We start from the raw sequence: 22,268 nt of genomic DNA, 5'->3' as shown, positions 1-22,268 counted from the left end.
AAATTATACTGCTGGTTTTGTGTGCTTGTTAGCAAATAAATGTAATTTAGAAATTTTTCGAGATGAGGTATTTTTGTGAAAAACACCTTTTGATTTAGCCTTTGAAATTTCCTTATGAGCTTTTGCAATTAGTTCAGATTTATTTTCAGAATTTGCATTTATTGCAATTTTCGCCTTCTTAATTGCAGTTTTTACACGCGATTTAATTGCATTATTTCTTAGTCTTGCTTTTTCCATTTTTGTAATTGATTTTATTTTTGATTTTATATTAGCCATAATTTTCCTTAAATTTTTTAAACTATATATTTTGTTTCAATTTGTCCTTTTAGCCGGAGAATATTCATAAAATTGTACCATAAAAACTGCTTATAATAAAGATTTAATTTTTATTTCGAAAATTAAAGTAAATCTAGTATTTATTAACAAAAATTTTTCTAGCATTTGATTTTGGAAATACTATTATGGTTTGGTAATATTCGTTAATTTTCTTATACATTTTTTATTTTCTTAAAAAATGTATAAGATATATAATAAAACAAATAAAAAATAGCTTATTTCATTTTTTTTTTTTTTTTTTTAAGTTCAAAAATAAAAATTTGTTAAAACTAGCATTCATAATTTTACACTATTATTTAAAAAATAAAGCTAATCAAGGCCAAAAATTATTTTGCTATAACAGTTTCTAGTTCAAATTCAGCTAGTGTTTCTTTTTTTATTTCTGCTGGCGAATCGAGCAATAAGTCTAAGCCCTTAGAATTAATAGGAAAAGCGATGACATCACGGATAGATTCTGTTTTTCGCAAAATCATTATTAAACGATCAAGGCCAAAAGCAAACCCGCCATGTGGCGGCACGCCAAAATTAAAAGCGCGCAAAAGCGCGCCGAATTCATGATTAATTTCTTCTTGCGTTAAGCCTAGAATGCGAAAAATTTTGTTCTGTAATTCAGAATTGTGAATTCTAATAGAACCAGAACCTAACTCAAAGCCATTAAGTACAAGATCGTAAGCTTGAGCCTGTGTTTTTATAGGCTCTTTATCCAAAAAATGTTGACTTTCGCTTGTTGGCGCGGTAAAAGGATGATGAGCTGGCGTTAAATTTTTTTCAGAATTTAGTTCAAAAAGTGGTCAATTAATAATTCAGAGGAATTTAAATTCATTTTCATTAACAAGTTTGTATTTGTTTGCTAGCAAATTTCTAAGTGCTCCAAGTGCTTGGGACGCATTTTTATATTCGTCCGCAACTAGAAAAAGAGTTCCGTTTTGGTAATTATTTTCAAAAAGTCAATTTTCTATTTTACTTTGGATTAAAAGTTTTTCGTCTAATTTAAAAGAAGAATAGATAATTTTGCTGTCTGTAATATGTAAATATAAAAGTCTTTTTGTTTTATTTTGTTGAATTTTTTCAACAAAAATGCGGTATTCAGCTTTTGTAATCAAGATTTTCTCAAGAAAAATTCCCCGCGTTTTTCCTTGAAAAAGTTTGTCAGAATTATTTAGAAAATCAAGATCAAACAATTTGTTTTCAAAACGTAAATCAGGTTTCTCGGTTCCATAAAGACGAATTGCATCAGAATAATCCATTTTTGGGAAATTAAGTGTTAAATTTGGAAAAATTTTTGCTCACACAGTTTTTATAAGATTTTCAATTTGTTCTGAAATTTGCTTAAAATTAGCAAATCCAAATTCTAAATCAAGCTGTGTAAATTCAAATTGACGATCCTTGCGCAAATCCTCGTCCCGGAAAACGCGGGCAAATTGAAAGTATTTTTCAAAACCTGAGACCATCAAAAGCTGCTTATAAATTTGCGGCGATTGCGGCAGCGCAAAGAATTTGCCTTTTTTACGAGTGGGTACTAAAAATGACCTTGCTCCTTCTGGGGTTGATTTTGACAGAATTGGGGTTTCGATTTCAATAAAATTGTTTTCATATAAAAAACAGCGAATAGTATGAAAAATTTCATACCGAAAAGTTAGATTTTCTCTCATGTTTTGGCGCCTAAGATCTAAATAACGAAATTTTAGTCTTAAATCTTCGTTTACATTAATTTCGTTGCTTATTTCGAAAGGAATTTGTTTGGAAAACGAAATAGTTTCTAAATTTTTAACAACAATTTCAAGATCGCCGTTATGAATTTTATAGTTAGGATTTATGCGTAAAGTCAGAGTACCTTGAACTTTAACAACTGATTCTTTCGAAAATTTTTGAGTTATTGAATTTTCGTTAATAACAACCTGGAAAATTCCGTGATAGTCGCGGATAATTACAAAGATTTTTCTTTTAATTTTGCGAATATTTTGTACTCAGCCTTGAATTGAAACTAATTTGCCAATTTCTGATTTTGAAAGAGTTTTAGAATTATACATTTTTTCCCTCGTTTATGATATAATTTAAATTTTCAAGGTCGAATTTAGAATACAAAATTTCGCAATTTTTCCCTGTTTGTAAATTTTTAAGAGAAATATAATTTTTTTCTTGATTTTTTTCAAAGAAAAAAGCAAATCTAGCGCCTGATTTTTTTGCTTTTTGAAAACCTTTATTAATTGAAAGGGGAGATTTGTTTAGATCGACTTGAAAATTTTGTTCGCGGAGTAAGTTTGCAATCTTGAAATTTTCAATAATTTCTGTATAATTAAAACCTATTAAAAAAAAGTCAAGTTTTTTATAAGAAAACCTAGATTTTGTTTTCAAAATTTCAATTATGCGTTCAATTCCAAAAGCCATTCCAATATTATGTAAGTTATCAGGCCCGAATTTTAAAGAAAGATTATTATAACAACCTCCACCAACTAATGTTAATTTTGTTCCAAGTGTGTTTGATGTGTCGATAAATTCAAAGACAAAATCATCATAATAATCAAGTCCGCGAACTAAATTATAATCAATTTTATAAGCGATTTGAAATTTGTCAAGTACTGTAGTGATTAAATTAAATTTATCAAGGTCTTCATTTGTTCAAAAAGTGTTTATTTTAGGTGCTAATTTGACAAAATCTTTTTTTGCTTCAATTTTGTCATCGAGAATCCGTAATGGGTTATTCTTAATTCTAGATCTAGAAATTGGTTCGAGCTTGTCAATAAATTTTTCAAAATAAGCACGTAAATTTCTTGCATATTCTATTCGTGTTTTTGCATTTGAAAGGAAATTTATTTTTAGTTGGAATTGAGTTATTTCAAGATTTTTAAGAATTTCCTTTGCAAGGATAATGATTTCAAGGACTTGGAATTCAAGAGATTTATTTTTATAGTTAATAATTTCAAAACCTGCTTGGTAAAATTGACGATAGCGACCTTTTTGCGGACTTTCATAACGAAACATCGGGCCAAAATAAAAAAATTTTTTCTCATTTTGTGCTAGTTTATGTTGTGTAATTGCGCGCATAATTGGAGCAGTACCTTCAGGTCTTAATGCTAATTGTCGATTCGATTTATCACTAAATTTGTATAATTCCTTTGTAACTATGTCGGAAATTTCATTAGTTGATTCAAAAACATTTGAATATTCAAAAATTGGCGTTTCAACATACGAAAAATTAAATTTTTCGGATAATTTAAAAAAAATATTGCGGACATTAAGGAAAATTTTGCTATTATCACCAAAAAGATCATAAGTGCCTTTTGGGCATAAATTTATTTTTTTTTCCATTTTTTCCTTTATTTTTTAGTTTAAAAATAAGAAAAATTTAAATAAAACCACAATTTTTTACTAATAAGGTCATAAAAATTGTGGTTTTAAATTATTTTTCATAATCATTAATGTTTGCAAAAGTTTGTTCATAAATTTTTTGCACATTCCAGTATTTATTATTAATTCTTTTTTCTTTTTGACGATTACGGTATAATTCAAGTTTGTTTCAGATTCGTGTTGCAATAAATAAAGAAGTATAAGTTCCTATTATAACTCCAATTAACATTGTTAAACTAAAGACAATATCAATTGATTCATAGAAAATCATTAAAACTACGATTGTTAAAATTGTTGTTAATGACGTATATACAGATCTTTTTGCTGTTTCTTTTACTGCATTTGTTGAAATTTCTTTAATTTTATCTAATTTATAAATATTAGCATGCGTTATCTCGCTAAATCTTGTTTTTATCCGATCAAAAATCACAATTGTATCATTTACAGTATATCCTATTAAAGTAAGAATTGCTATTACTAAGTTTTGTGATATTTGGATTCGTACAATAATTATTGTACAAATTACCATTAAAACATTAAAAAGAAGCGAGGAAATTATGGCAAGTGAGAATGTTCATTTAAACCGCACTAATGAAAAAACAGTTACAAAAATAAGTGCTATCCCAACAGAAAGAATTGTATTTAATATCAGCTTCTGCGCTTCTTCATTTGAAATTGAATAATTTGTTATGCGAATATTTGAAAAATTATTCTGTATTGATGAATTAAATGTGGCGATTTTTGCTGATAGATCAAGATTTGTTTTAACTTCAATATTAAAAACAGTTCCATTTTCATTTAACGGATTTAATAAAATTGTTGAATTTGACTTGTCAATATTTTGTGAATTTAAGAAATTTATTATTTTTTCGGCTTTTTCTTTTGTGATTAAATCATAACTAGAATTTGCACTTTCAACTAACAAGTTAGTTCCGCCGCTAAAATCAACAGCTAAATTAAAGCCGCTTCCAGCGGATTTATAAATTCCGGCAAAAATTGCAAAAATAATCAGTGATCCTAAAAATAAAATAAGTGGCAATCATCTTGAGTATTTATAAATTTTTTCATAATCAATTCGGGAATAAATTGAATTATAACCACGTTGGTATTTTTTAAAATAGTAATTTTTAGCGCCTAAAAGCCAAAGTTTTTTATGATTGTTTTGAAAAAAGTTAGATTTTAGTATAAAGTTTGTAAAAAATTTTGTAAAACCAATAGTAACAACTAATGTAAAAATAATTGAAAAAATTAATGTAATTGAGAAACTTTTAACATTTTTTGTTCCAAAAAAGAATAAAACAAGAGCAGCAATTAGCGTTGTTATATTTGAGTCTAAAATTGCATTAAAGGAAGAACGATTAGCTTGGTAATTTGCTTTAATAACACCACTTCCGCCATAAATTCGCGATTTGAATATTTCAAAACTAATAACATTAGCATCAATATTCATTCCGATTCCAACAACTAGGGCAGAAATTGTAATAGGCGAATATTCACCACGCACAATTGTGAAAAATAATAGTGTTAAAAATACATATAAAGCAAGCGAGATTGTTGCAATCGCGCCTAAAAGTCCATAATTTATGATTAAAAATAGCGAAATTAATCCAATAGCAAGCCCAATTGCGATTCATCCAGCAATAAAAGCTGATTCTGATTTTGTTTTGTTAATAAAAGAAGCGGATAAAAAATCTAATTTATAATCAGCTGTTCCATAATTTATATTAAGCGCTAATTGTTTTGCTTCTTGCGGGCTAAATCTTCCTGTAATTACGAATGATTTTCCATTTAAGGCATGTGTTACAGTAGCATCAGAAACTAGATATTTTTTAGCATCAAATTGAAATTTTTTAAGCTCTGGTTGTAAAGTTTTATTCTCTGGTAAAAATTCAGGAGTAGTTTTTTCGCCAATGTGAACAAAATTGTAAATATTTTTACCCGCCTTTTCTCATTGAGCTGGGAATTTTTCTTTTGCTAATTTTTTGAGCTCAGCGATATTTGACCAGATCAGAATTCGGTTTTTTCCGTGATCTAATCGTGAAATATAATCAGTTGCTTTTGACCATTCAAGTTGTGCTTTATTATCTTTTAGTTGGATTAAAACTTGATTGCTTGCAGGATTTTGTGGATTTGGTTGGGAAACTGCAGAACCTGGTGCAAAAGGGACAATTCAATTTGTTTCATCGCCATTTTGTAAACTAAGGTTTTTATCAAATTTACCATCATAAAAAAGAGGGTTTGTGTCTGTGTCAGTAATAGTTAAAATTGGTTTGTTAACAATTTCCTTAATAAAATTATCTAATTCACGGTTATTTGAAATTTTATTACGTGAAATTCTGATTCTACCTTCGCCCTCAGTAAAAACACTAGTTCCATTAAGGTTTGTACCACCAGTTAAACGGTGAAAAATTGCTGTATCAGCTTCATTTACAACTTTAGATGAAGGAATTTTTCCGTCTAAAGTTTTAACCTGAACTAAAACTTCAGCACCACCTCCGTATTCAATTGAGCGATTTATATTTTTCGAAATATAAAAATTTGAAATTAGAAAAATACCACTCACAAGAAGCGCGAAAGTCAAAAAAGCAAGAAAAAGTCGTTTTCAACCATTAAGCGAAAACAACTTAGCAAAAAAAGAACCTAATTTCATGCTTTTCCTTTCTATAGCTCTCGATTATACCATATTTTGTATAAATAAACAAATTTTGGTGTCCTAAAAAAATTTGTGATTCGTACCGCTTCAATCCAAGACAATTTTTTTCATTAAAAAACAAAGAATTAAAAAAGCGGTACATTCACAATACCAAAAAAACAACACAAGTTGCTAATTTAATTGTGTTTTTTAATTTTTCTATTAAAAAAAGGAAAAATGCAGGTTAAAAATAGGAACTTTCTCTTTTGTGATACAAAATATAATTTCTCTAAACTTTGTTTTAAAAATTTTTATTTGTAAGCTAGCAAAACTTGTGACTACTGGCCGCTAAACATAATTATACACGCTTTTTTGTTATAATCTAGTTATCTTGAATAAAAGTTTTGAACAAAGAAAAACTTTTACAAAAATGATTATAGTTTTAAATCAATTTTTTATATAAAATTTGAGCAAATTTTACTTTAAATTTTTTGGGCATTATGCTATAATTTACTATTACTTTATGGCTTTTATATAATAAATGGAGGTGGAATGGTTAATGTTAACGAATTTCGTCCTGGAATTACTTTTGAATTCGAAAATGAAATTTATGTTGTAATTTCCGCGCAGCATTCAAAGCAAGGACGAAGCCAGGCAAATTTAAAGGCAAAAGTTAAAAATTTACGCACTGGCGCGATTATAGTTAAGACTTTTTCCGGCGGCGAAAGAGTGGGAAAAGCGCATATTGAGAAAATTTCTATGTCATACCTTTATAATGATGGGGCAAATATCGTTTTAATGGATGATAATACTTACGAACAAGTAGTAATTGAAAATGCAAGAATTAGTTGGGAACTTAATTTTTTAACTGAAGGCACAAAAGTGAAATTACGAAAATTTAATAACGAAATTCTTGATATTGAACTTCCAGCTAAAATTGAACTTAAAATAGATTCAACTTTTGATGCTGTAAAAGGTAATACAACAACAAATCCAACAAAAAAAGCAACATTAGAAACCGGTTATGAAATTGATGTGCCCTTATTTATTAAAGAAGGTGAGAGTATAATTGTTTCAACAGAAGATGGAAAATATGTATCACGCGGGGAGAAAAATTAAAATGACAAAAAAAAATATCGACAAGTTGGCGTTAAATTCTTTAAAAATGCACGGAGTTGCTGCGGTTAATAAAGCAAATTCTGGCCATCCTGGGGTAATTTTAAGCGCATCAAAAATGCTTTATGCCCTTTATCGCGATCATATCAATTTTGATATTAACGATCCAAATTGAGTAAATCGTGACAGATTTATTCTATCAGCTGGTCATGCATCTGGGCTTTTGTATTCTTTATGATATAGTTTAGGAATATTAAAAAAACAAGACCTTGAAAATTTTCGCCAGTTAGGTTCAAAAACTCCGGGACACCCTGAATTTGGGCATACTCTCGGAGTTGAGGCAACTACTGGCCCGCTTGGCCAAGGAATTGCAATGGGAGTTGGAATTGCACTGGCGCAGTCACATTTAGGTGCTAAATTTAAGGAAATTAACCATTATACTTATATTTTATGCGGTGATGGCGATCTTCAAGAAGGAATCTCATATGAAGCGCTTTCGCTTGCTGGCCATTTAAAGTTAAGAAATTTGATTGTACTTTATGATTCAAACGATGTTCAACTTGATTCACAATTGAATGTGGTTTTTAGTGAAAATGTACGTCAGCGCGTTGAGTCTCAAGGTCTTTTTTATCAATTAGTGCAAAAAAATGATGTTAAGCTAATCTCAGAGGCAATTGCAAAAGCAAAAGCCGCTAATAAACCAAGTTTTATTGAAATTAAAACAATAATTGGCGAAGGAACTAGCAAAGAAAAAACAAGCGAGGTTCACGGGGCGCCACTAGGTAGTGACATTCTTACTTTGAAAAAAAATCTTGAATGAGAATATGATGATTTTTATTTAGATGAAGAAGTTAAAAGCCATTGGCAAAATACGTTAGGAAAAAGAACACAGCTAAAAAAACAAGAATTTAAAATGTCAAAAGAACTTGAAGAATTTCTTCAAAAAGGGCAGAATATTAATTTGGAAATCGATTTTGAGCTGCCAAAAAATCAAGCAACAAGAAATACTTCTGGGCAAATTCTTGACTATATTTCTAAAAATCTTCCATATTGGATTGGTGGATCTGCTGATTTATCGGTTTCAACTAAAGCAAAAGGTGCTGACGGAATTTTTACTAGCACAAATTATCAAGGTCGTAATTTAATGTTCGGTGTGCGCGAATTTGCAATGGCAGCAATTGCCAATGGCATTGCACTTCATTCTGTATTACGCCCATTTGTTTCCACTTTTTTTGTTTTTGCCGATTATTTAAAACCAGCTTTAAGACTAGCAGCAATTATGAAACTGCCAGTAAATTATATTTTTACTCACGATTCTTTGATGGTTGGGGAAGATGGACCAACTCATCAACCAGTTGAACAATTAGCAATGTTAAGATCTGTTCCAAATCTTGCAATTTATCGTCCAGGAGACGAAACAGAATTAAAAGCAGCCTATGAATTAGCGCTTGAAAATAAGCATCAACCATGTGCAATAATTTTAACTCGTCAGAATATAAAATCTTTTGACTCATCAAAAACTAACTTTAAAAAAGGCGCTTATTTAGTAAGAAAAACTGATTCAAAATGAGCGCTTATTGCAACTGGTTCAGAACTTGGACTTGCTGATCAAATTGCAAAAACATTAAATCTTAATTTAATTTCCTTATCAAATTGACAAAAACAACCAATTTGAGATCCTAATTATGCGATTTCAATTGAATTAGCAACAACTTTTGGTTGAAAAGTTCATGCAAGGTATAATTTTGGCAATGATGATTTTGGTTTTTCGGCTCCAGGCGAAAAAATTTTAGAAAAAATTGGTTTTACATTTGAAAATTTAAGAGAAAAAATCAAAGAAATAATAATTTAATAGCAAATTTTTTTAAAACTTAAAAAAGTGATAAAAAACTAAAAAGGAAGTTTATTTACTTCTTTTTTTGGTTTTTATTATCGCAGGTAAAATAACTAAACAATAAAGGGCAATTTAATTTTAATGAAATTTTCGACAAAAAAGCTAATTTTTACCGTTTTAAAAAATTTTTGTTATATAATCTAGAGTAAATATTTATTATGATTGAAAATAATAATTCGTTTTTATCAACAAAACTTGATCATTTTTCATTATGGAAAAAGGAACGTAAAATTGCCTTTGTTTTTTCCTTATTAATTATTAGTGTTACAGTATCGCTTATTGTCAATTCAATGATTAAAAATCGTCCTGAATTTGTAGTTGATAAATTTTATTTTATTAGTTTTAGTAATTACTTTCAAAATTTTAGTGTGTTTTTCTATCTTACCTACCAATCAAATTTACTTTACGGAATTGTTTTACTTAGTTTTGTTCTGAATGCAACTGAGAGAAAATTTCAAATTTTATTCGTTTTTACCGTGATTTTAACGATTGTTTTGGTTATTTTTTGAACTTTAATTGCCTGAAATTTGAATATGAATTTTCTTACTTTTATAAAAACTTCGACAGTGCACCTTGTAAATCCAATTTTGTCAATTTTTGTTCTTTTTTGATTTCGTAAAGAATTTCAAATTAATAAATTAGGTCTAAGTTTTTCGGTTATTTATTCAGTTTGTTATTATTTATTTTGTTTTCTTTTATATTTTTTTACAATTAGACAATGAATTGCGCCTGAATTTAAAAACAATGACATTATTGCAGAAAAAGGGATTATCTTTTTCTACACTGGATTGACAGTTTATCCTTTTATGAACTTTATTCATCCATTTTTTTATTCTGGCGATAATAATTCAATTGTTATTTTATTGAATTTAATTATTGTGCTTTCAGTTATTTGTTTGCCATATTTACTTTCGATTTTTTATATTAACATTTTTGGAATTAAGGCGGTGAACTGAAGGGTTTTACGTGAGATTAAATTATCATTTCAGCGTTTTCGAAGTTTTTTTTGAGTTTCAAAACCAAAAAAATAACTAATTTTGGAGAAAAAAGTGGCAAAAATAGTTCTTGGTTTTTCAGGGGGTGTTGATTCTGCAGTTGCCGCTTATCTTTTAAAAAAAGCTGGGCACGAACTAATCGCAGTTTTTATGCGAAATTGAGACTCAAATCTCAATAATGATTTTTTAGGTCAAAAAAATATAAAAAATTTTAATATTTGTCCGCAAGAACAAGATTGACTAGATGCTAAAACTGTTGCCACACAACTTGGAATCTCAATTTTCCGCATTGATTTTATCAAAGAGTATTGAGATGAAGTTTTTATTGACTTTATTGCAAAATATCAACAAGGGCTAACACCAAATCCTGATATTTTATGCAATAAAAATATAAAATTCAAGCACTTTCTAAATTATGCTGTAAAAGTTCATAATGCTGATTTTATTGCAATGGGGCATTATGCAAAATCGATTAACGGAAATTTATATGCCGGAATTGATAAGGCAAAAGATCAAAGTTATTTTCTAGCACAACTTTCAAAAGCCCAGCTTAGAAAAACAATTTTTCCGTTAGGTTTTTATAAAAAAACAACAATCAGAAAAATTGCAACAAAAATAGGGCTAATAAATGCTGAAAAAAAAGACTCAACTGGCATTTGTTTTATCGGCGAACGCAAATTTACTGACTTTTTGCAAAATTATATTCCCGCTCAACCAGGTAATATTGTCGATATTTCTACAAAAAAAATTCTTGGTAAGCATATTGGAGTTATGTATTTCACAATCGGGCAACGCAAAGGTTTTGGACTTAATGGAATGAATGAGCCCTATTTTGTTGTTGGTCATAATCTCCAAGAAAAAATTTTATACGTAAGTGCTGCAAGTGATAAAAAATGGTTAGAATCTGATGAACTTTTAGCGTATAATGCTAATTTTCTAGTCAAAGATTTGGAAAAACTTAGTAATTTAAGTGCAAAATTCCGCTACCGTCAAGAGGCAATTCCTGTGACAGTGAAAATAATTGATGAAAATTCCTTCCGAGTTTATTATCAAAACTATCCTGCAATCACTCCAGGACAACAGGTTGTTATTTATTACGAAAACCAAGTTGTGCTTGCCGGGGAAATCCGTTTTCTTTATCGCAGGGGGGAAAAACTTGATTATTTAGATTAGCTAGGTATCGAAATTTTTTTAAATTAATTTAAAAAAAGTACGGTTATAACCGATAATTTTTCCTTTAATAGTTTGTAAAACATCAAATGAATTAAGCGGTTTTTTTGAGTTTTGAGCAATTTTTGCTCAATTTATTAGCGTATTAATGCCAAAAATTTCTAGTTGGTATTTACCATTTCCATTTGTTAGGCCAGGCAGATAAATAAGTCCGTATTTTGTTTTAATAAATTCGAATCTCTCAACTGAATCAAGTCCTAGTTTTGTTGCTATTGCTATTGCACAAAAAGAGCCAAAGCTATTTTGTACCGGAAATTCGCTTTCAAAGAGTTCAAAGTTATTTCTTCCAGCAGGCAAAATAGTTTTATAATCATTTTGCTCTTTTTTAATTCCAACGCGGACTCAGGAATTAAGACCAACACCAAGTGATTTAGTTTCGGCAAAACTAGTAATTATGATAACATATTCCTTAATTTTTTCCGATTCTGCATATATTGTTAGATCAAAATTTCGCGCGCTAAAAAAAGGGCTTACTCCTTGTTTACCCAAAAAATCAATATCTAAAAGACTGTAGTCATCATTTCGTGGACTTAGAGCTCTTGAGCTGAAATTAATTGGTTGAAAATCAAGAAAAAAATTTTGCTTATCTTTTGGCAAGGCGGCATTTAATACTGATTTTGTTATCTCTTTTTTTGTTAGTGAGTTTTTTACAATTTTTCCTTGGGAACGATATAAAAACGAGCTTATTCCATAGTCAATTACATGATTTTTAATTAGTTCAAGAAAATCATCATAAAAAAGTTTTTCATTTTTTAGTTCTTCGGGAATTATATTGTCAATATCAAGGGCAAAAACTTCAAGGCGATAATTATGATCTTCAACTGGAGGTAAAGGCCCAAAATAAACGCCATCAGGATGCTCACGATAAAAAGAATCCAGCAAATAATCATTTGCATGTTTTGTCATTGAATTTTCAAACTGATACATTTTATCTGGCCGTGAAAAAGAATCATCTCACTTTAACTTATTTTTTTTGATATTTGCGGCAACTCAATTAATAAAAACAAAACCTAATTCAGCTGTGGCTTCATAGTCAATTAGAGTGAGCGCATATGATTTTGCAGCTTTTACTTTGTCTCATTTTATCGGAAAACTTACGGAATTAGGATATTTTTTTCCTAGATTTCCGTTACCAAATTTAGTATCTAAAACACCATTTTTTACATCAGGAATATAAATTCTAATCATAATTATATCAAAAAATTACGTTATTTACTAGTTTTTTATTTTTTTATTCTAAATTGTTTGGATTAATCATGAGATTATTTTGTAGATCTCGTTCGGATTCTAAAATTTGGTTGTATTTGTCATTGAGGGCTAAAATTTCTAAATTGTTTTCAAGGTTAGCGGGTTGAAAAGGTAAAAGTTTCCCTTTTTTTAAAAATCCTCTAATATCAATACGTCTTTCGACATAAAAAAGATTAGGATTATTGGGGTCTTGTTTTTTCATTTCAACTTCTAATTGTAATAAATTTGCATTGTAAAGGCCACCTTGGGAAAAATTATTAGAATTAGCAAAAGGTGATTTTTGAATTTTATCAGTGAATTTGTATTTGTCAAAATCGTCAACAAGACCGATTATTTCCTCGGTATTTTCAGTTTTTGGTCGGGGTTCAGGCCCTTGAACTTTTGGAGTTTCTGATGCGGTTTCGTCGGTCTTGTTATTTTCTTGCATTTGTTGAGTTTCGGGATTTGCTAGTTTTTCTGAATTAGCAAAAATTCTTGCTTTTTCGTGAAATTTATGATTTTTAGCACTTTTTGAATCATTATTCATCTTATTTTCTGGTGTTAGTTTTTTAGTTTGTGGTTCTTTTTTTTCTGTTTTTTCGCTAGAATCAGGATTTTTATCAATTATTCAATAAAGTCTGTAAATTGCCTTTTTTATTTTATTGTCTTGTTCATCGACATAGGTTTTATCATCAACTAGAAAAAAAGCTCTTGGTTGTACTTTGTATTTTCGCCCATCTTTTGCTTTTATTGAATACTTATCGAGTTTCTCGGTAAGCTCAGACTTTAATTGAAAATCTTTATCGCTAATAATCGGCAAGTCTAATTCTTCCCCCTTTTTAATCCCCTTTTTCACTTTTAGTGCAGCTTCATTCAAAATTTCATAATTATAATTTCATCAATAAGCATTTGAAAGTGGTTGGGTTGTTGCATCTAAAATTGCGCCTACAATGTATAAAACTGGATCAATTGGAACGGGAATTAAGCGTTTATTTTTTTCAGTTTTTTGTTCGCTGTGCTGAGAAGGCGCGATTTTTTTAGTATCAGTTTGCACGCTCGCACTAATTTTTTCGACTAGTTGTTCTGCATCCTCTCGTTTTTTAACGGCATCGTTAAATTTTGCTTCCCAGTCACGAAATTTTATTTTGTATTCTTCAGACAAATACTTGGCCCCTTTTTCGTCAGAACCTGTTCGTTTCGGCATTTCCGTTAGTAATTTGTCCAGTTCTGCGCTCGCTTTTTCGAGTGCTGTTTCGGCTTTTTGAAGATCGCTTTTGTATTTTGAATTAATATCATGATATTTTTCTTGCCCATTTTTTTTTGCGCTGTCTTCATTGGTTTCGGGTGTTTGCTTTGTAGAATTTACTTCATTTTCAGGAACTTTTTCTGTTTCATGAGGAGTTTGCTCAGGATATTCATTTTCGACAGGGCCCATTTTGAGATAATGTTTAGCAAAAGCGATAATAGTTTTATAATATAAATATCTCTGATCTAATTCTTGGTTGTTAACCGAAAAACCAGATCCATATTCTTGTGGAATGAATTCAGGGTTTACGTGTAAATTAGTTGATTTTAAGTATTTTTGTTGTGATGCTTTTCATTTTTCGAAGAATTCTTTTGCTGATAAATAAGATGTCCCTAAATAGTATTTTTTAATTGTCTCAGAAAAGTTTGGGTTTTTAGCAAGTGTTTCAATTTTTTTTAGAATAGTTTCTTTTGAGTCTTTATGGAAAAAACGCTGAAAATTGGGTTGTCCTTCTACTTTTTTTTCGTTAGGATCAATGGAAAATTTGTCAATTAGCGTGGAAAAATTAAAGCTGGCAATGTCGTTTTTTTCGATTGAAAGTGGAATGCTTAGAATTTCTTTTAGTAATTGATATTTTTCTGTTGCTTCAGGATTTGAAAAAACCCTTTTATTTAGGTCTTCTTCTTGGAAACAAGAAACAACTATAAGAGGAAAACCAACTGAAGATAAAATTAACGATTTTTTTATAAATTTTTTCATTTCTAAACCCAACTTTGTATTTTTAAATATAAAAATATAAAAAACTATTGATCAGCTTTTCAATAAATAATAACATATTTTTAGAATTTGTTTCTGTTTTATTTATAGATTTCCTTATAACCATTCCTTCTTCAAAAAAATCCTATAAATTCTTTTTTAATTTGGTTTTTTTGCATATATTCACGCTGAAAATCAACCATTTTTTCATAATAGCTTTTTGAAAAAAATGGTATAGTCCCCTCATAAATTAACGCAATTCCGCGTTTGTCAAGGACAATTTTGCAATTTTTAACTGGATAAAAGACAAAAAAGTCTTCATTAGGTTTTTTTCTAACTACATTATAATCAAGACGAAAGTTGATTTCGCGTAATTTTAAGGCAATATTAAAATTATAAAAATTATAATCGCCATTAAAGCTAAAAATTATTTCCTTTTTTAGAAGATCGTTATTTTTTACTATTTCTTCTAAAGTTTTGCCATTTTTTATCACATAGCCTGTTAGTCTTGGCGAGAAAATTTTTCAAAATTTGGGAACGAGTCAATAACCATTAGAGAAATGGTTAATTTTTACTTTTTGAAAGCTGTTAAGAAAATTTAGTAAATTATTCATAATATTTTTCCAAAAAATAAGCAATTCCATCTTGATCGTTTGGTTTTGTTATAAAAGTTGCTTTTTTTTGCACATTTTGAGCTGACTGCCCCATTGCAACCGAAAATTTTGCTGTTGCAAACATTGGCAGGTCGTTAGTTGCATCGCCAAAAACCAAGGTTTTTTCAAGATCAAGCTGATAATTTTGCGCTAAAAATTTAAGCCCTTCACCTTTATTTGAACCAGAAATCATGATATCGATAACGGCAGATTGTGATTGTACTAAATAAATATTCTCAATTTTTTCAAGCTCCGAAATTGCTTTTTGGAATAACTCTGGGTCACTATCACGTTTTATTAGTAAAAACTTTACAACTTCAAGATTTGCGATCTTTTTTTGGTTAAAGTCGAGATAATCATAGAAATTAAGAGGTAATTTCTCAATTTCGGAAAAGTTATCATTTTGCTCTTTAAGATAAGAAAATCAAGAGCAGTTTTTGTTTTTTTCACTAAAAGCAAGCATGTTAGTTGTTGTGTAAATTAAAAAAATTATGCTGTATTTTACAAGGATATTAAAAATATTTTGTACTTGATTAGGCTCAAAACTTTTCCTAAAAATAACTAGGTTTTTCTTAAAATCGTAAATGAGTGAGCCATTGCAACTAATAACAGGAAAATCAGGTTTTAGTTGAAAATAATATTTTTTTATAAAATATCATGGTCTACCTGAACAAAAAATAATTTTTTTTTGTTTTGACCTTAATTCAGTGATTTTTGCAACTGTTTTTGGACTAATTTCATGTTCTGAAGTTAATAAAGTACCATCAAGATCAAAAACAAAATTTTTTATTTTGTTTAGTTCTTGTTTTTGTGATATTACGTTCTTATTTTTTTTGTCCATAATATGCGTTTTTTCCGTGTTTGCGGTTGTAATGTTTTCTTTGCAAAACTGGGTTTGCCTGATTTTGCAAAGGGTTCATTAATTTTGTATAGAAAGCCATTTTTGCTATTTCTTCAAAAGTCATAGCTAATTTCACAGCATCGATTGCTGATTTGTCAGACCAACAAAAAGGTCCGTGTTCTTTCACTAAAACTCCTGGAGTTGCAATAAAATCAAGCTGGTTTTTGCGAAAATGATCAAGAATTACTAGTCCTGTATTATGTTCGTATTCACCATTGATTTGTTCATCAGTTAGCGAATCAGTACAAGGAATCGCGCCAAAAAAATTATCAGCGTGGGTGGTTCCTAGGGCTGGAATTTCTTTTCCCGCTTGTGCTCAAGAAACTGCAAAAGGTGAATGAGTGTGTACAATTGCGCTAATTCGGTGATCGGCTTTGTAAATTAAAGAATGAGTAGGTGTGTCACTTGAAGGATTTAATTCGGATTCAAGGACATTATTTTCTAAATCAACAGCAACCATATCTGAAAACTGCATTTTTTCATACGGAATTCCGCTTGGCTTGATTACATAATAACTTCGATCTTTACTAATTGCCGAAACATTTCCTCAAGTATGAAGGGCTAATTTTGAATTATATAATAAAAGGTTTGCTTCTAAAACCGCTTTTTGTAATGTTGCAAGTTCGTTTTTATCCTTGACTTTCATGGGCTAACCTCAATTGTTGTTCAAAAAAATCGCGAGCATTTTTGATTATATTTACCTGTATTGCAAAATTGTGTGAAAAATTTGTTTTTTGGTCAAAATTTTCTGGTTTATGTCACATTTCGATTACAAAAGGAACATTAATTTTTGCATTTAAAATGTATTTAAATACATTAACAAAATTAACATCGCCTTGACCAAAGTCTAGATTTTTAAATGTATTTGGAAGTGTGTCTTTGAAATGAAAAGCAACAATCTCGCTTTTCCCTAGTTTAATTTCTGCTTCTAAATCATTAGAAAAACGCGTTAAATTCCCAAGATCAGGATATAAAAAAACACCGCCACCAATAGATTTTTGAAGGTATAATAGGCGAGAAATCGTTCCGGCAAATTTTCGATCCATTGACTCAAAGGCTATAGTTATACTATATTTTTTTGCTAAATAAACAATTTTTTTCATTGTTTTTATGAAAAAAATTTCTGAATTTTGATGTTCTTTTTCATAATAGATATCATAGGCGGCTAATTGAATAATTGAAATCCCTAATTTTTTTGCTAAAATCAGCGCTTTTTCCATGATTTCAATTGATTTTTCTCGTACTTTTTCATCAGCAGAGCCAAAAGGGAATTTGCGGTGTAATGAAAGACACATTGAATTTATGTAAAAATCATTTTCGAATAAAGCTGTTCGAATTTCACTAATTTCTTTATTAGAAAAGTCAAGACGAGCCGCAAATTCATCAGTTTCGTCCACTGACATTTCGATAAAATTAAAACCAGCTTTTTTTGCAATTTTAATTTTATCGACAAATGAAAATCGCTTATCAATCGCTTTTTCGTAGATACCAACAAAAAAATTAGCTTCAGTATTTTTTAAACTCATCTTTGAATTCCTTTGCTTTTGCCTCTGGGTCTTTAGCATCGCGAATTGCGCGCCCGGCGATAAAAATATAAATTGGGATATCTTTGAATAATTTGATATCTTCTACTTCAACCCCGCCTGTAATTGTTATTTTAAATCCGCAATTTGCTAGTTTTTTTACTATTTCAATGTCCTTTGTTCCTCATTTTTTGCCAGTTTCTTGCGAATCACGAGGGCGGTGTCAGACAATCTGAGGAACTGCCACTTTTTGCCAGTCTTGAACCTGTTCTCAGGTAAAATTATTAGTCATTTCCACTTGAATTTCTTTATTTTTGCCACTTATTTGGGAATATTTTTTTGAAAGAATAACTAAATCTTTAATAGTTGGAGTCTCAGCTGCGCAAATTACAGTGGTAAAATCTGCTCCTGCATCAAAAAACATTTTTCCAAAAATGTTTCCAGCATCAGCAATTTTCCCATCGGCAACAATTGTTTTATCAGGGAAAATATTTTTGATTGCGGATATTGCCTTTTTACCTTCGGCTGCTAGTAAAATTGTGCCAACCTCAATAATATCGATGTATTTTTCTGCTTTTTTTGCTGTTATAATCGCTTCTTCGATACTTTGATTATCAAGCGCTATTTGCAAGAGTGGTAGTGCCATTATTTTCTCCTTACCTTAGTAGTGTTTTTAGTTTTTTTTATTATACATAAAATTATTTATTTTTTAAATAATTTTTTTGAAAAAAGTGAAAAATTTTTTGGTTTTTTATACATAAATAAAGAAAAAATTAATTTTGTTAAGGTTATTACAATTTAAGTGTATTAATAATTTAAATTTTTTAAATTTAATCTCCTTATTTTTTGAAATTTCTAAACTAATTTCTATGCTTTATATTATTTTAAAATGCATGAATATCGTTATAATTTATACTAAAGCGCGTTAAATTCGTTCAAGTTTCCTTTGTTTTTGTCTAAGGCTTTAATAAATTATTGGCAGATATTTATTTACCCAAAAAAGGTATTTTAAGAAAAAAAACAAAAAAAATAGAGATATGAAACTGCAAAATTCAAGGTAATTTAACATGAATAATTAATTTGCAAAATTTTTTTATTTTTTGTTATTTAAAATTTTTATGGTATAATTTGAAACGATTTCATATTTATTATGAGATTTCAAAGATTATTATAAATTTAATATTATTCTTTGAAATATTGGTTTTAATTCCCATCTCATAATAATTCTAGCAACTGGTGCGCCAGTATGAAAACAAAAAACCCGCGATTTTAAAGTAAAATCTTGCGGGTTTTTTGTTTCAAAACATCTATTACTTTAACATCTTCGTTTTTAATAAAACTAAAAGCATTTTTTTGTTTAGATGGATAAAAACTTTTTATCGAACTAGCTAAATTATATTCTTCTGTAACAAGTGGCACGCCACCTGATAAAGAAATGTTTGTGTTTAGCTTATCATAATAATTTTTTTCGACTTTAGAATCATTATTATAAAAATTATTAATTAATCCAAAAGCGTTAATAAATTGCAACTCGCCTTTTTTGTTAAAAACACCAGAACCAGATGCACCAGGGCCATTATTTGTGTAAAAATAAAGTGAAAGTCGCGAAAAATTTTCCTGCGGATCGTTTGCAAAAACGCCTTTAAAATTGTTTTTCATTATTTTTGCTTTAGGCCAGAATAATGAAATATTTAAATCGTAACTATAATCACCTTTTTTTCAAACTTTTTCAGAAATCTCGACAGGTTTCTCTTTACTCATTTTTTCCCAAAAATTAATAAAATTTTGGTATGAAATCAAAAAATCATTAAATTTAGATTCGATTGAGCCTTTATTTTTGTCACTAAGGTTGTCAACTTTATTATTTTGTTGGATTTTTTTTAATATTTCTGCCTTTTTATCATAATAAAATTTTGCTAAACTTTTTAAATCTTCGTTAAATTTTTTGTAGTTAAAATAAAATATACCAATATCAAATTTTTTATCATCAAAATTGGAGGGAATTTCAAAATAATTGTTATAAAAATCAATAAGATATTTGATAACTTTTGCATGATCTGGTTGAACAATTTTTTTCTCAAAAACCTCTTTTAGATAAAAAAGTAAGGCGGTATTATCGCGATCTAAACTATAAATTTTACCATTATCATATCATTCAAGAAAATTCCCACCTAATTTATTCCAAAATCTTAAATTTTGTGAGTTTATTTCAAAAGTTTCATCTTTATAACTATACTCGCTTGGTTTTATTACATGATAATTTGTAATCAACAGGGCTTTATCATGGCTTGCATCTAAAATTGCTGCTGTTCCTGTTTTGAATTTAACATTTTTTTGATAAATTCAATCATATTCTTCTGACTTTAGGGGTTGAGAATAAACACCAATTTTATTAATTTTAAAAATTTTATTCCGTGCTTTTGAGTCAAAAATTGTGAATTTTTGATTTAAAATATCAGATTTAAAAGCTTCTTTTTCCTGAATAAGTTCATTGATTTTGGGGTAATTAAGATCATATACTAATAGATTATCATTTTCAGATCCAAGGAATTTTTCATTATTTTCTTTTGTGACAAAATTATTGTCAGTATTAAAATCAAAACCTTTATATCCTTCGGGGAATATTATGTTATTTTGCTTGATTTTTTTAAGATCAAAACTTGAAAGCTCAGAAAAAAATGACTCTTTTTGTCCTAATTCGATGTTTAAATCATCGTTTTTGTCGTTAGCATGCACTGCTCAGCTATTGAATTTAATAAAATCACTTTCTTTATAATCTTTAATCTCTTCTAATTTGGGGTCTTTTATTTTTGTCTTTTTATCCACAAGGACTAAATCAAGCCCTGTGAAGATGTTTTTAGGTGAGCTGTTAAAAAAATTAAGATAACTAAAATAACCACCAATTCCAATAGCAATTGAAAAAAACAACACTGCTGAAAGCAAAATTTTCCGCCTCTTTGTCATTTTATCTCCTAAAACAATTTGCGCTATATTTAAAGTAATTATATAAAAAAATAAGCAAAATTTCTAAAATACTAATACGAAAATAGCAAATTTATTTTTGGATTTAATTGATTTTTATGATAAAATTATTATCAAGACAAAGAATTCAATTTTCTTCAATTTTTAAATAACACAAAAAAGGAACGCGGTGAAAAAAGGGTTGTTTTCATTTGTTTTTGTTATGATTTTTTTAGTTTCTTGCAACAATTCGCGAATAGAATTTAATACAATTAATTCAAACCCAGCCTTTCAAGACGAGATTAGGCTAAAAAAAGAGCCATATTTATTAGAACTTTTAAATCAAAATTATTCTTATTCTGACTTTAGAAATGAATTTTTTGAAATTTTTAACGAAATTAAAAGTAAAAATAGGGATGAATTCCCTTTTTCGTGTGATAATGGTGCTAATAACTGTTTAAAGGATCAGGAAATAACTTATAATGTAATCCAAAAATTAGTTGAAAAAAAAGTTTTAAATTTTTACCCGATTTCAACACTTCCTTTGCCTGAAAATCTTCCTAGGCAACAGGTTAGTTTTATCAGAATGAATTACCAATTTTTTGATCAGGAAAAAAAATTAAAACTAGAACTTGAATTTGGTCATTTTCATTCGAGTCAAGCACATATTGTTGGACATCAAATTTTTTCATTAAGTTTTAAAAAAAACTAGCTTTAATTTTTTTTTTTTTTTTTTTTGAAAAAAAATAAGGAACAAAATGCAAAATTATAATAAGGTTCGTGAGTTTTTAAAAAGAATAAAAATAAAACCAAATTCGATTAATATTTACATTCAAGCATTAACTCACAAAAGTTATAATTTTACAAATCCTGATGCGCCTAATTACGAAATGCTTGAATTCCTAGGTGATTCAGCAATTAATTATGCAATTTCTCGAGTAATTTATGATAACTATAAAAGTGAGGGTCATTCCAGCCAACTTCGATCAACGCTTACATCAACAACTGCTCTTGCTGAAGCATGTCAAAATCTTGGGCTAATTGAGCTTGTTCTTCTTGGCAAAGGAGCATATGATATCCGTGATAATAACAAACTAAAAGCTGATATTTTTGAATCGTTTTGTGCAGCAATTTTATTAGATCAAGGCTTTAAAAAATTAGATGAATTTCTTGCTGAATATTTATATAAGAAAGTAAATTTTGCAAAAGAAAAACAGTATAAAGACCCAAAGTCAATTTTTCAAGAAAAAATTCAAGCATTTTCCTCTTCAAATAAAATTAACTATTTGGCTTTTAAGCTAGCTGATGGGACTTTTCGTGTTGACCTTTTTTGAGAACACAAAAAATACGGAATTGGCTATGGCAAATCAATAAAGGAAGCAGAATTTGCCGCAGCTGCTAATGCATTAAGTATTTTTGCTAGCGACAATGACTAAAAAAATGTTTTTTA

18 protein-coding genes are annotated in these 22,268 nt (G+C 28.9%); 6 read left to right on the top strand and 12 right to left on the bottom strand.

Going from position 1 to position 22,268, the window contains the following annotated elements; translation table 4 throughout:
- Positions 1-3: 3 nt before the first annotated feature.
- The 4 genes from rpsT to secDF all read right to left on the bottom strand — a co-directional run bounded on the left by rpsT (position 4) and on the right by secDF (position 6,334).
- Positions 4-276, bottom strand: a complete 273-nt coding sequence (rpsT, locus tag MYF_RS01665) for a 30S ribosomal protein S20 (RefSeq protein WP_039387777.1) — start codon at positions 274-276, stop codon at positions 4-6.
- A 386-nt stretch (positions 277-662) separates the two neighbouring features.
- Complete coding sequence (gene aspS, locus MYF_RS01660; protein ID WP_002557535.1) at positions 663-2,366, bottom strand: aspartate--tRNA ligase; 1,704 nt, start codon at positions 2,364-2,366, stop codon at positions 663-665.
- Positions 2,359-3,645, bottom strand: a complete 1,287-nt coding sequence (gene hisS / locus MYF_RS01655) for a histidine--tRNA ligase (protein WP_002557534.1) — start codon at positions 3,643-3,645, stop codon at positions 2,359-2,361. Before hisS ends, aspS begins: the two co-directional genes overlap by 8 nt.
- A 91-nt stretch (positions 3,646-3,736) precedes the next feature.
- Positions 3,737-6,334: a protein translocase subunit SecDF gene (gene secDF / locus MYF_RS01650; protein ID WP_002557533.1), complete on the bottom strand. Its 2,598-nt coding sequence runs from the start codon at positions 6,332-6,334 to the stop codon at positions 3,737-3,739.
- Between the two features lie 534 nt (positions 6,335-6,868).
- Here secDF and efp point away from each other — a divergent pair.
- The 4 genes from efp to mnmA all read left to right on the top strand — a co-directional run bounded on the left by efp (position 6,869) and on the right by mnmA (position 11,494).
- A complete protein-coding gene (gene efp / locus MYF_RS01645; RefSeq protein WP_002557532.1) occupies positions 6,869-7,435 on the top strand; it encodes an elongation factor P in 567 nt (188 codons plus the stop codon).
- Position 7,436: 1 nt separating this feature from the next.
- Positions 7,437-9,284 (top strand): transketolase, encoded by a 1,848-nt coding sequence (locus MYF_RS01640; RefSeq protein WP_039387775.1) that lies wholly within the window; start codon positions 7,437-7,439, stop codon positions 9,282-9,284.
- A gap of 200 nt (positions 9,285-9,484) precedes the next feature.
- Positions 9,485-10,357: an MAGa3780 family membrane protein gene (locus MYF_RS01635; RefSeq protein ID WP_002557530.1), complete on the top strand. Its 873-nt coding sequence runs from the start codon at positions 9,485-9,487 to the stop codon at positions 10,355-10,357.
- Positions 10,358-10,375: 18 nt separating this feature from the next.
- On the top strand, positions 10,376-11,494 hold the full coding sequence (gene mnmA, locus MYF_RS01630; RefSeq protein ID WP_002557529.1) for a tRNA 2-thiouridine(34) synthase MnmA: 1,119 nt from the start codon (positions 10,376-10,378) through the stop codon (positions 11,492-11,494).
- An 18-nt stretch (positions 11,495-11,512) separates the two neighbouring features.
- Here mnmA and MYF_RS01625 read toward each other — a convergent pair whose 3' ends face one another.
- The 8 genes from MYF_RS01625 to MYF_RS01590 all read right to left on the bottom strand — a co-directional run bounded on the left by MYF_RS01625 (position 11,513) and on the right by MYF_RS01590 (position 20,821).
- Positions 11,513-12,739, bottom strand: a complete 1,227-nt coding sequence (locus tag MYF_RS01625; protein WP_002557528.1) for a YbhB/YbcL family Raf kinase inhibitor-like protein — start codon at positions 12,737-12,739, stop codon at positions 11,513-11,515.
- A gap of 43 nt (positions 12,740-12,782) precedes the next feature.
- Positions 12,783-14,783: a hypothetical protein gene (locus MYF_RS01620; RefSeq protein WP_039387609.1), complete on the bottom strand. Its 2,001-nt coding sequence runs from the start codon at positions 14,781-14,783 to the stop codon at positions 12,783-12,785.
- 98 nt (positions 14,784-14,881) lie between these two features.
- Positions 14,882-15,394 (bottom strand): MPN499 family protein, encoded by a 513-nt coding sequence (locus MYF_RS01615; protein WP_002557526.1) that lies wholly within the window; start codon positions 15,392-15,394, stop codon positions 14,882-14,884.
- Positions 15,387-16,274: an HAD family hydrolase gene (locus tag MYF_RS01610; protein ID WP_002557525.1), complete on the bottom strand. Its 888-nt coding sequence runs from the start codon at positions 16,272-16,274 to the stop codon at positions 15,387-15,389. The genes MYF_RS01615 and MYF_RS01610 overlap by 8 nt, the downstream gene beginning before the upstream one ends.
- Positions 16,258-16,980: an L-ribulose-5-phosphate 4-epimerase gene (locus tag MYF_RS01605; protein WP_002557524.1), complete on the bottom strand. Its 723-nt coding sequence runs from the start codon at positions 16,978-16,980 to the stop codon at positions 16,258-16,260. The genes MYF_RS01610 and MYF_RS01605 overlap by 17 nt, the downstream gene beginning before the upstream one ends.
- Positions 16,964-17,860: an L-ribulose-5-phosphate 3-epimerase gene (locus MYF_RS01600; RefSeq protein WP_002557523.1), complete on the bottom strand. Its 897-nt coding sequence runs from the start codon at positions 17,858-17,860 to the stop codon at positions 16,964-16,966. The genes MYF_RS01605 and MYF_RS01600 overlap by 17 nt, the downstream gene beginning before the upstream one ends.
- The gene (locus MYF_RS01595; protein ID WP_002557522.1) at positions 17,835-18,503 is read right to left on the bottom strand and encodes a 3-keto-L-gulonate-6-phosphate decarboxylase UlaD; all 669 of its coding nucleotides are present in this window, start codon (positions 18,501-18,503) and stop codon (positions 17,835-17,837) included. The genes MYF_RS01600 and MYF_RS01595 overlap by 26 nt, the downstream gene beginning before the upstream one ends.
- Before the next feature lie 623 nt (positions 18,504-19,126).
- Entirely contained in the window at positions 19,127-20,821 is a 1,695-nt protein-coding gene (locus tag MYF_RS01590; protein WP_002557520.1) for an Mhp366/Mhp367 family surface (lipo)protein, read from the bottom strand.
- 187 nt (positions 20,822-21,008) lie between these two features.
- Between MYF_RS01590 and MYF_RS01585 the strand changes: the two genes are divergently transcribed.
- Positions 21,009-21,530 carry a hypothetical protein gene (locus tag MYF_RS01585; RefSeq protein WP_002557519.1) on the top strand — a complete coding sequence of 174 codons (522 nt, stop codon included), beginning with the start codon at positions 21,009-21,011 and terminating at the stop codon, positions 21,528-21,530.
- A 46-nt stretch (positions 21,531-21,576) separates the two neighbouring features.
- On the top strand, positions 21,577-22,254 hold the full coding sequence (gene rnc, locus MYF_RS01580) for a ribonuclease III (protein ID WP_002557518.1): 678 nt from the start codon (positions 21,577-21,579) through the stop codon (positions 22,252-22,254).
- Positions 22,255-22,268: the final 14 nt, after the last annotated feature.

Source organism: Mesomycoplasma flocculare ATCC 27399, assembly GCF_000815065.1.
In the GTDB taxonomy this organism is placed as follows: Bacteria; Bacillota_I; Bacilli_A; order Mycoplasmatales; family Metamycoplasmataceae; genus Mesomycoplasma; species Mesomycoplasma flocculare.
The sequence above is the reverse complement of the archived record's forward strand: the minus strand, read 5'-3'. Positions and strand labels throughout refer to the sequence as shown.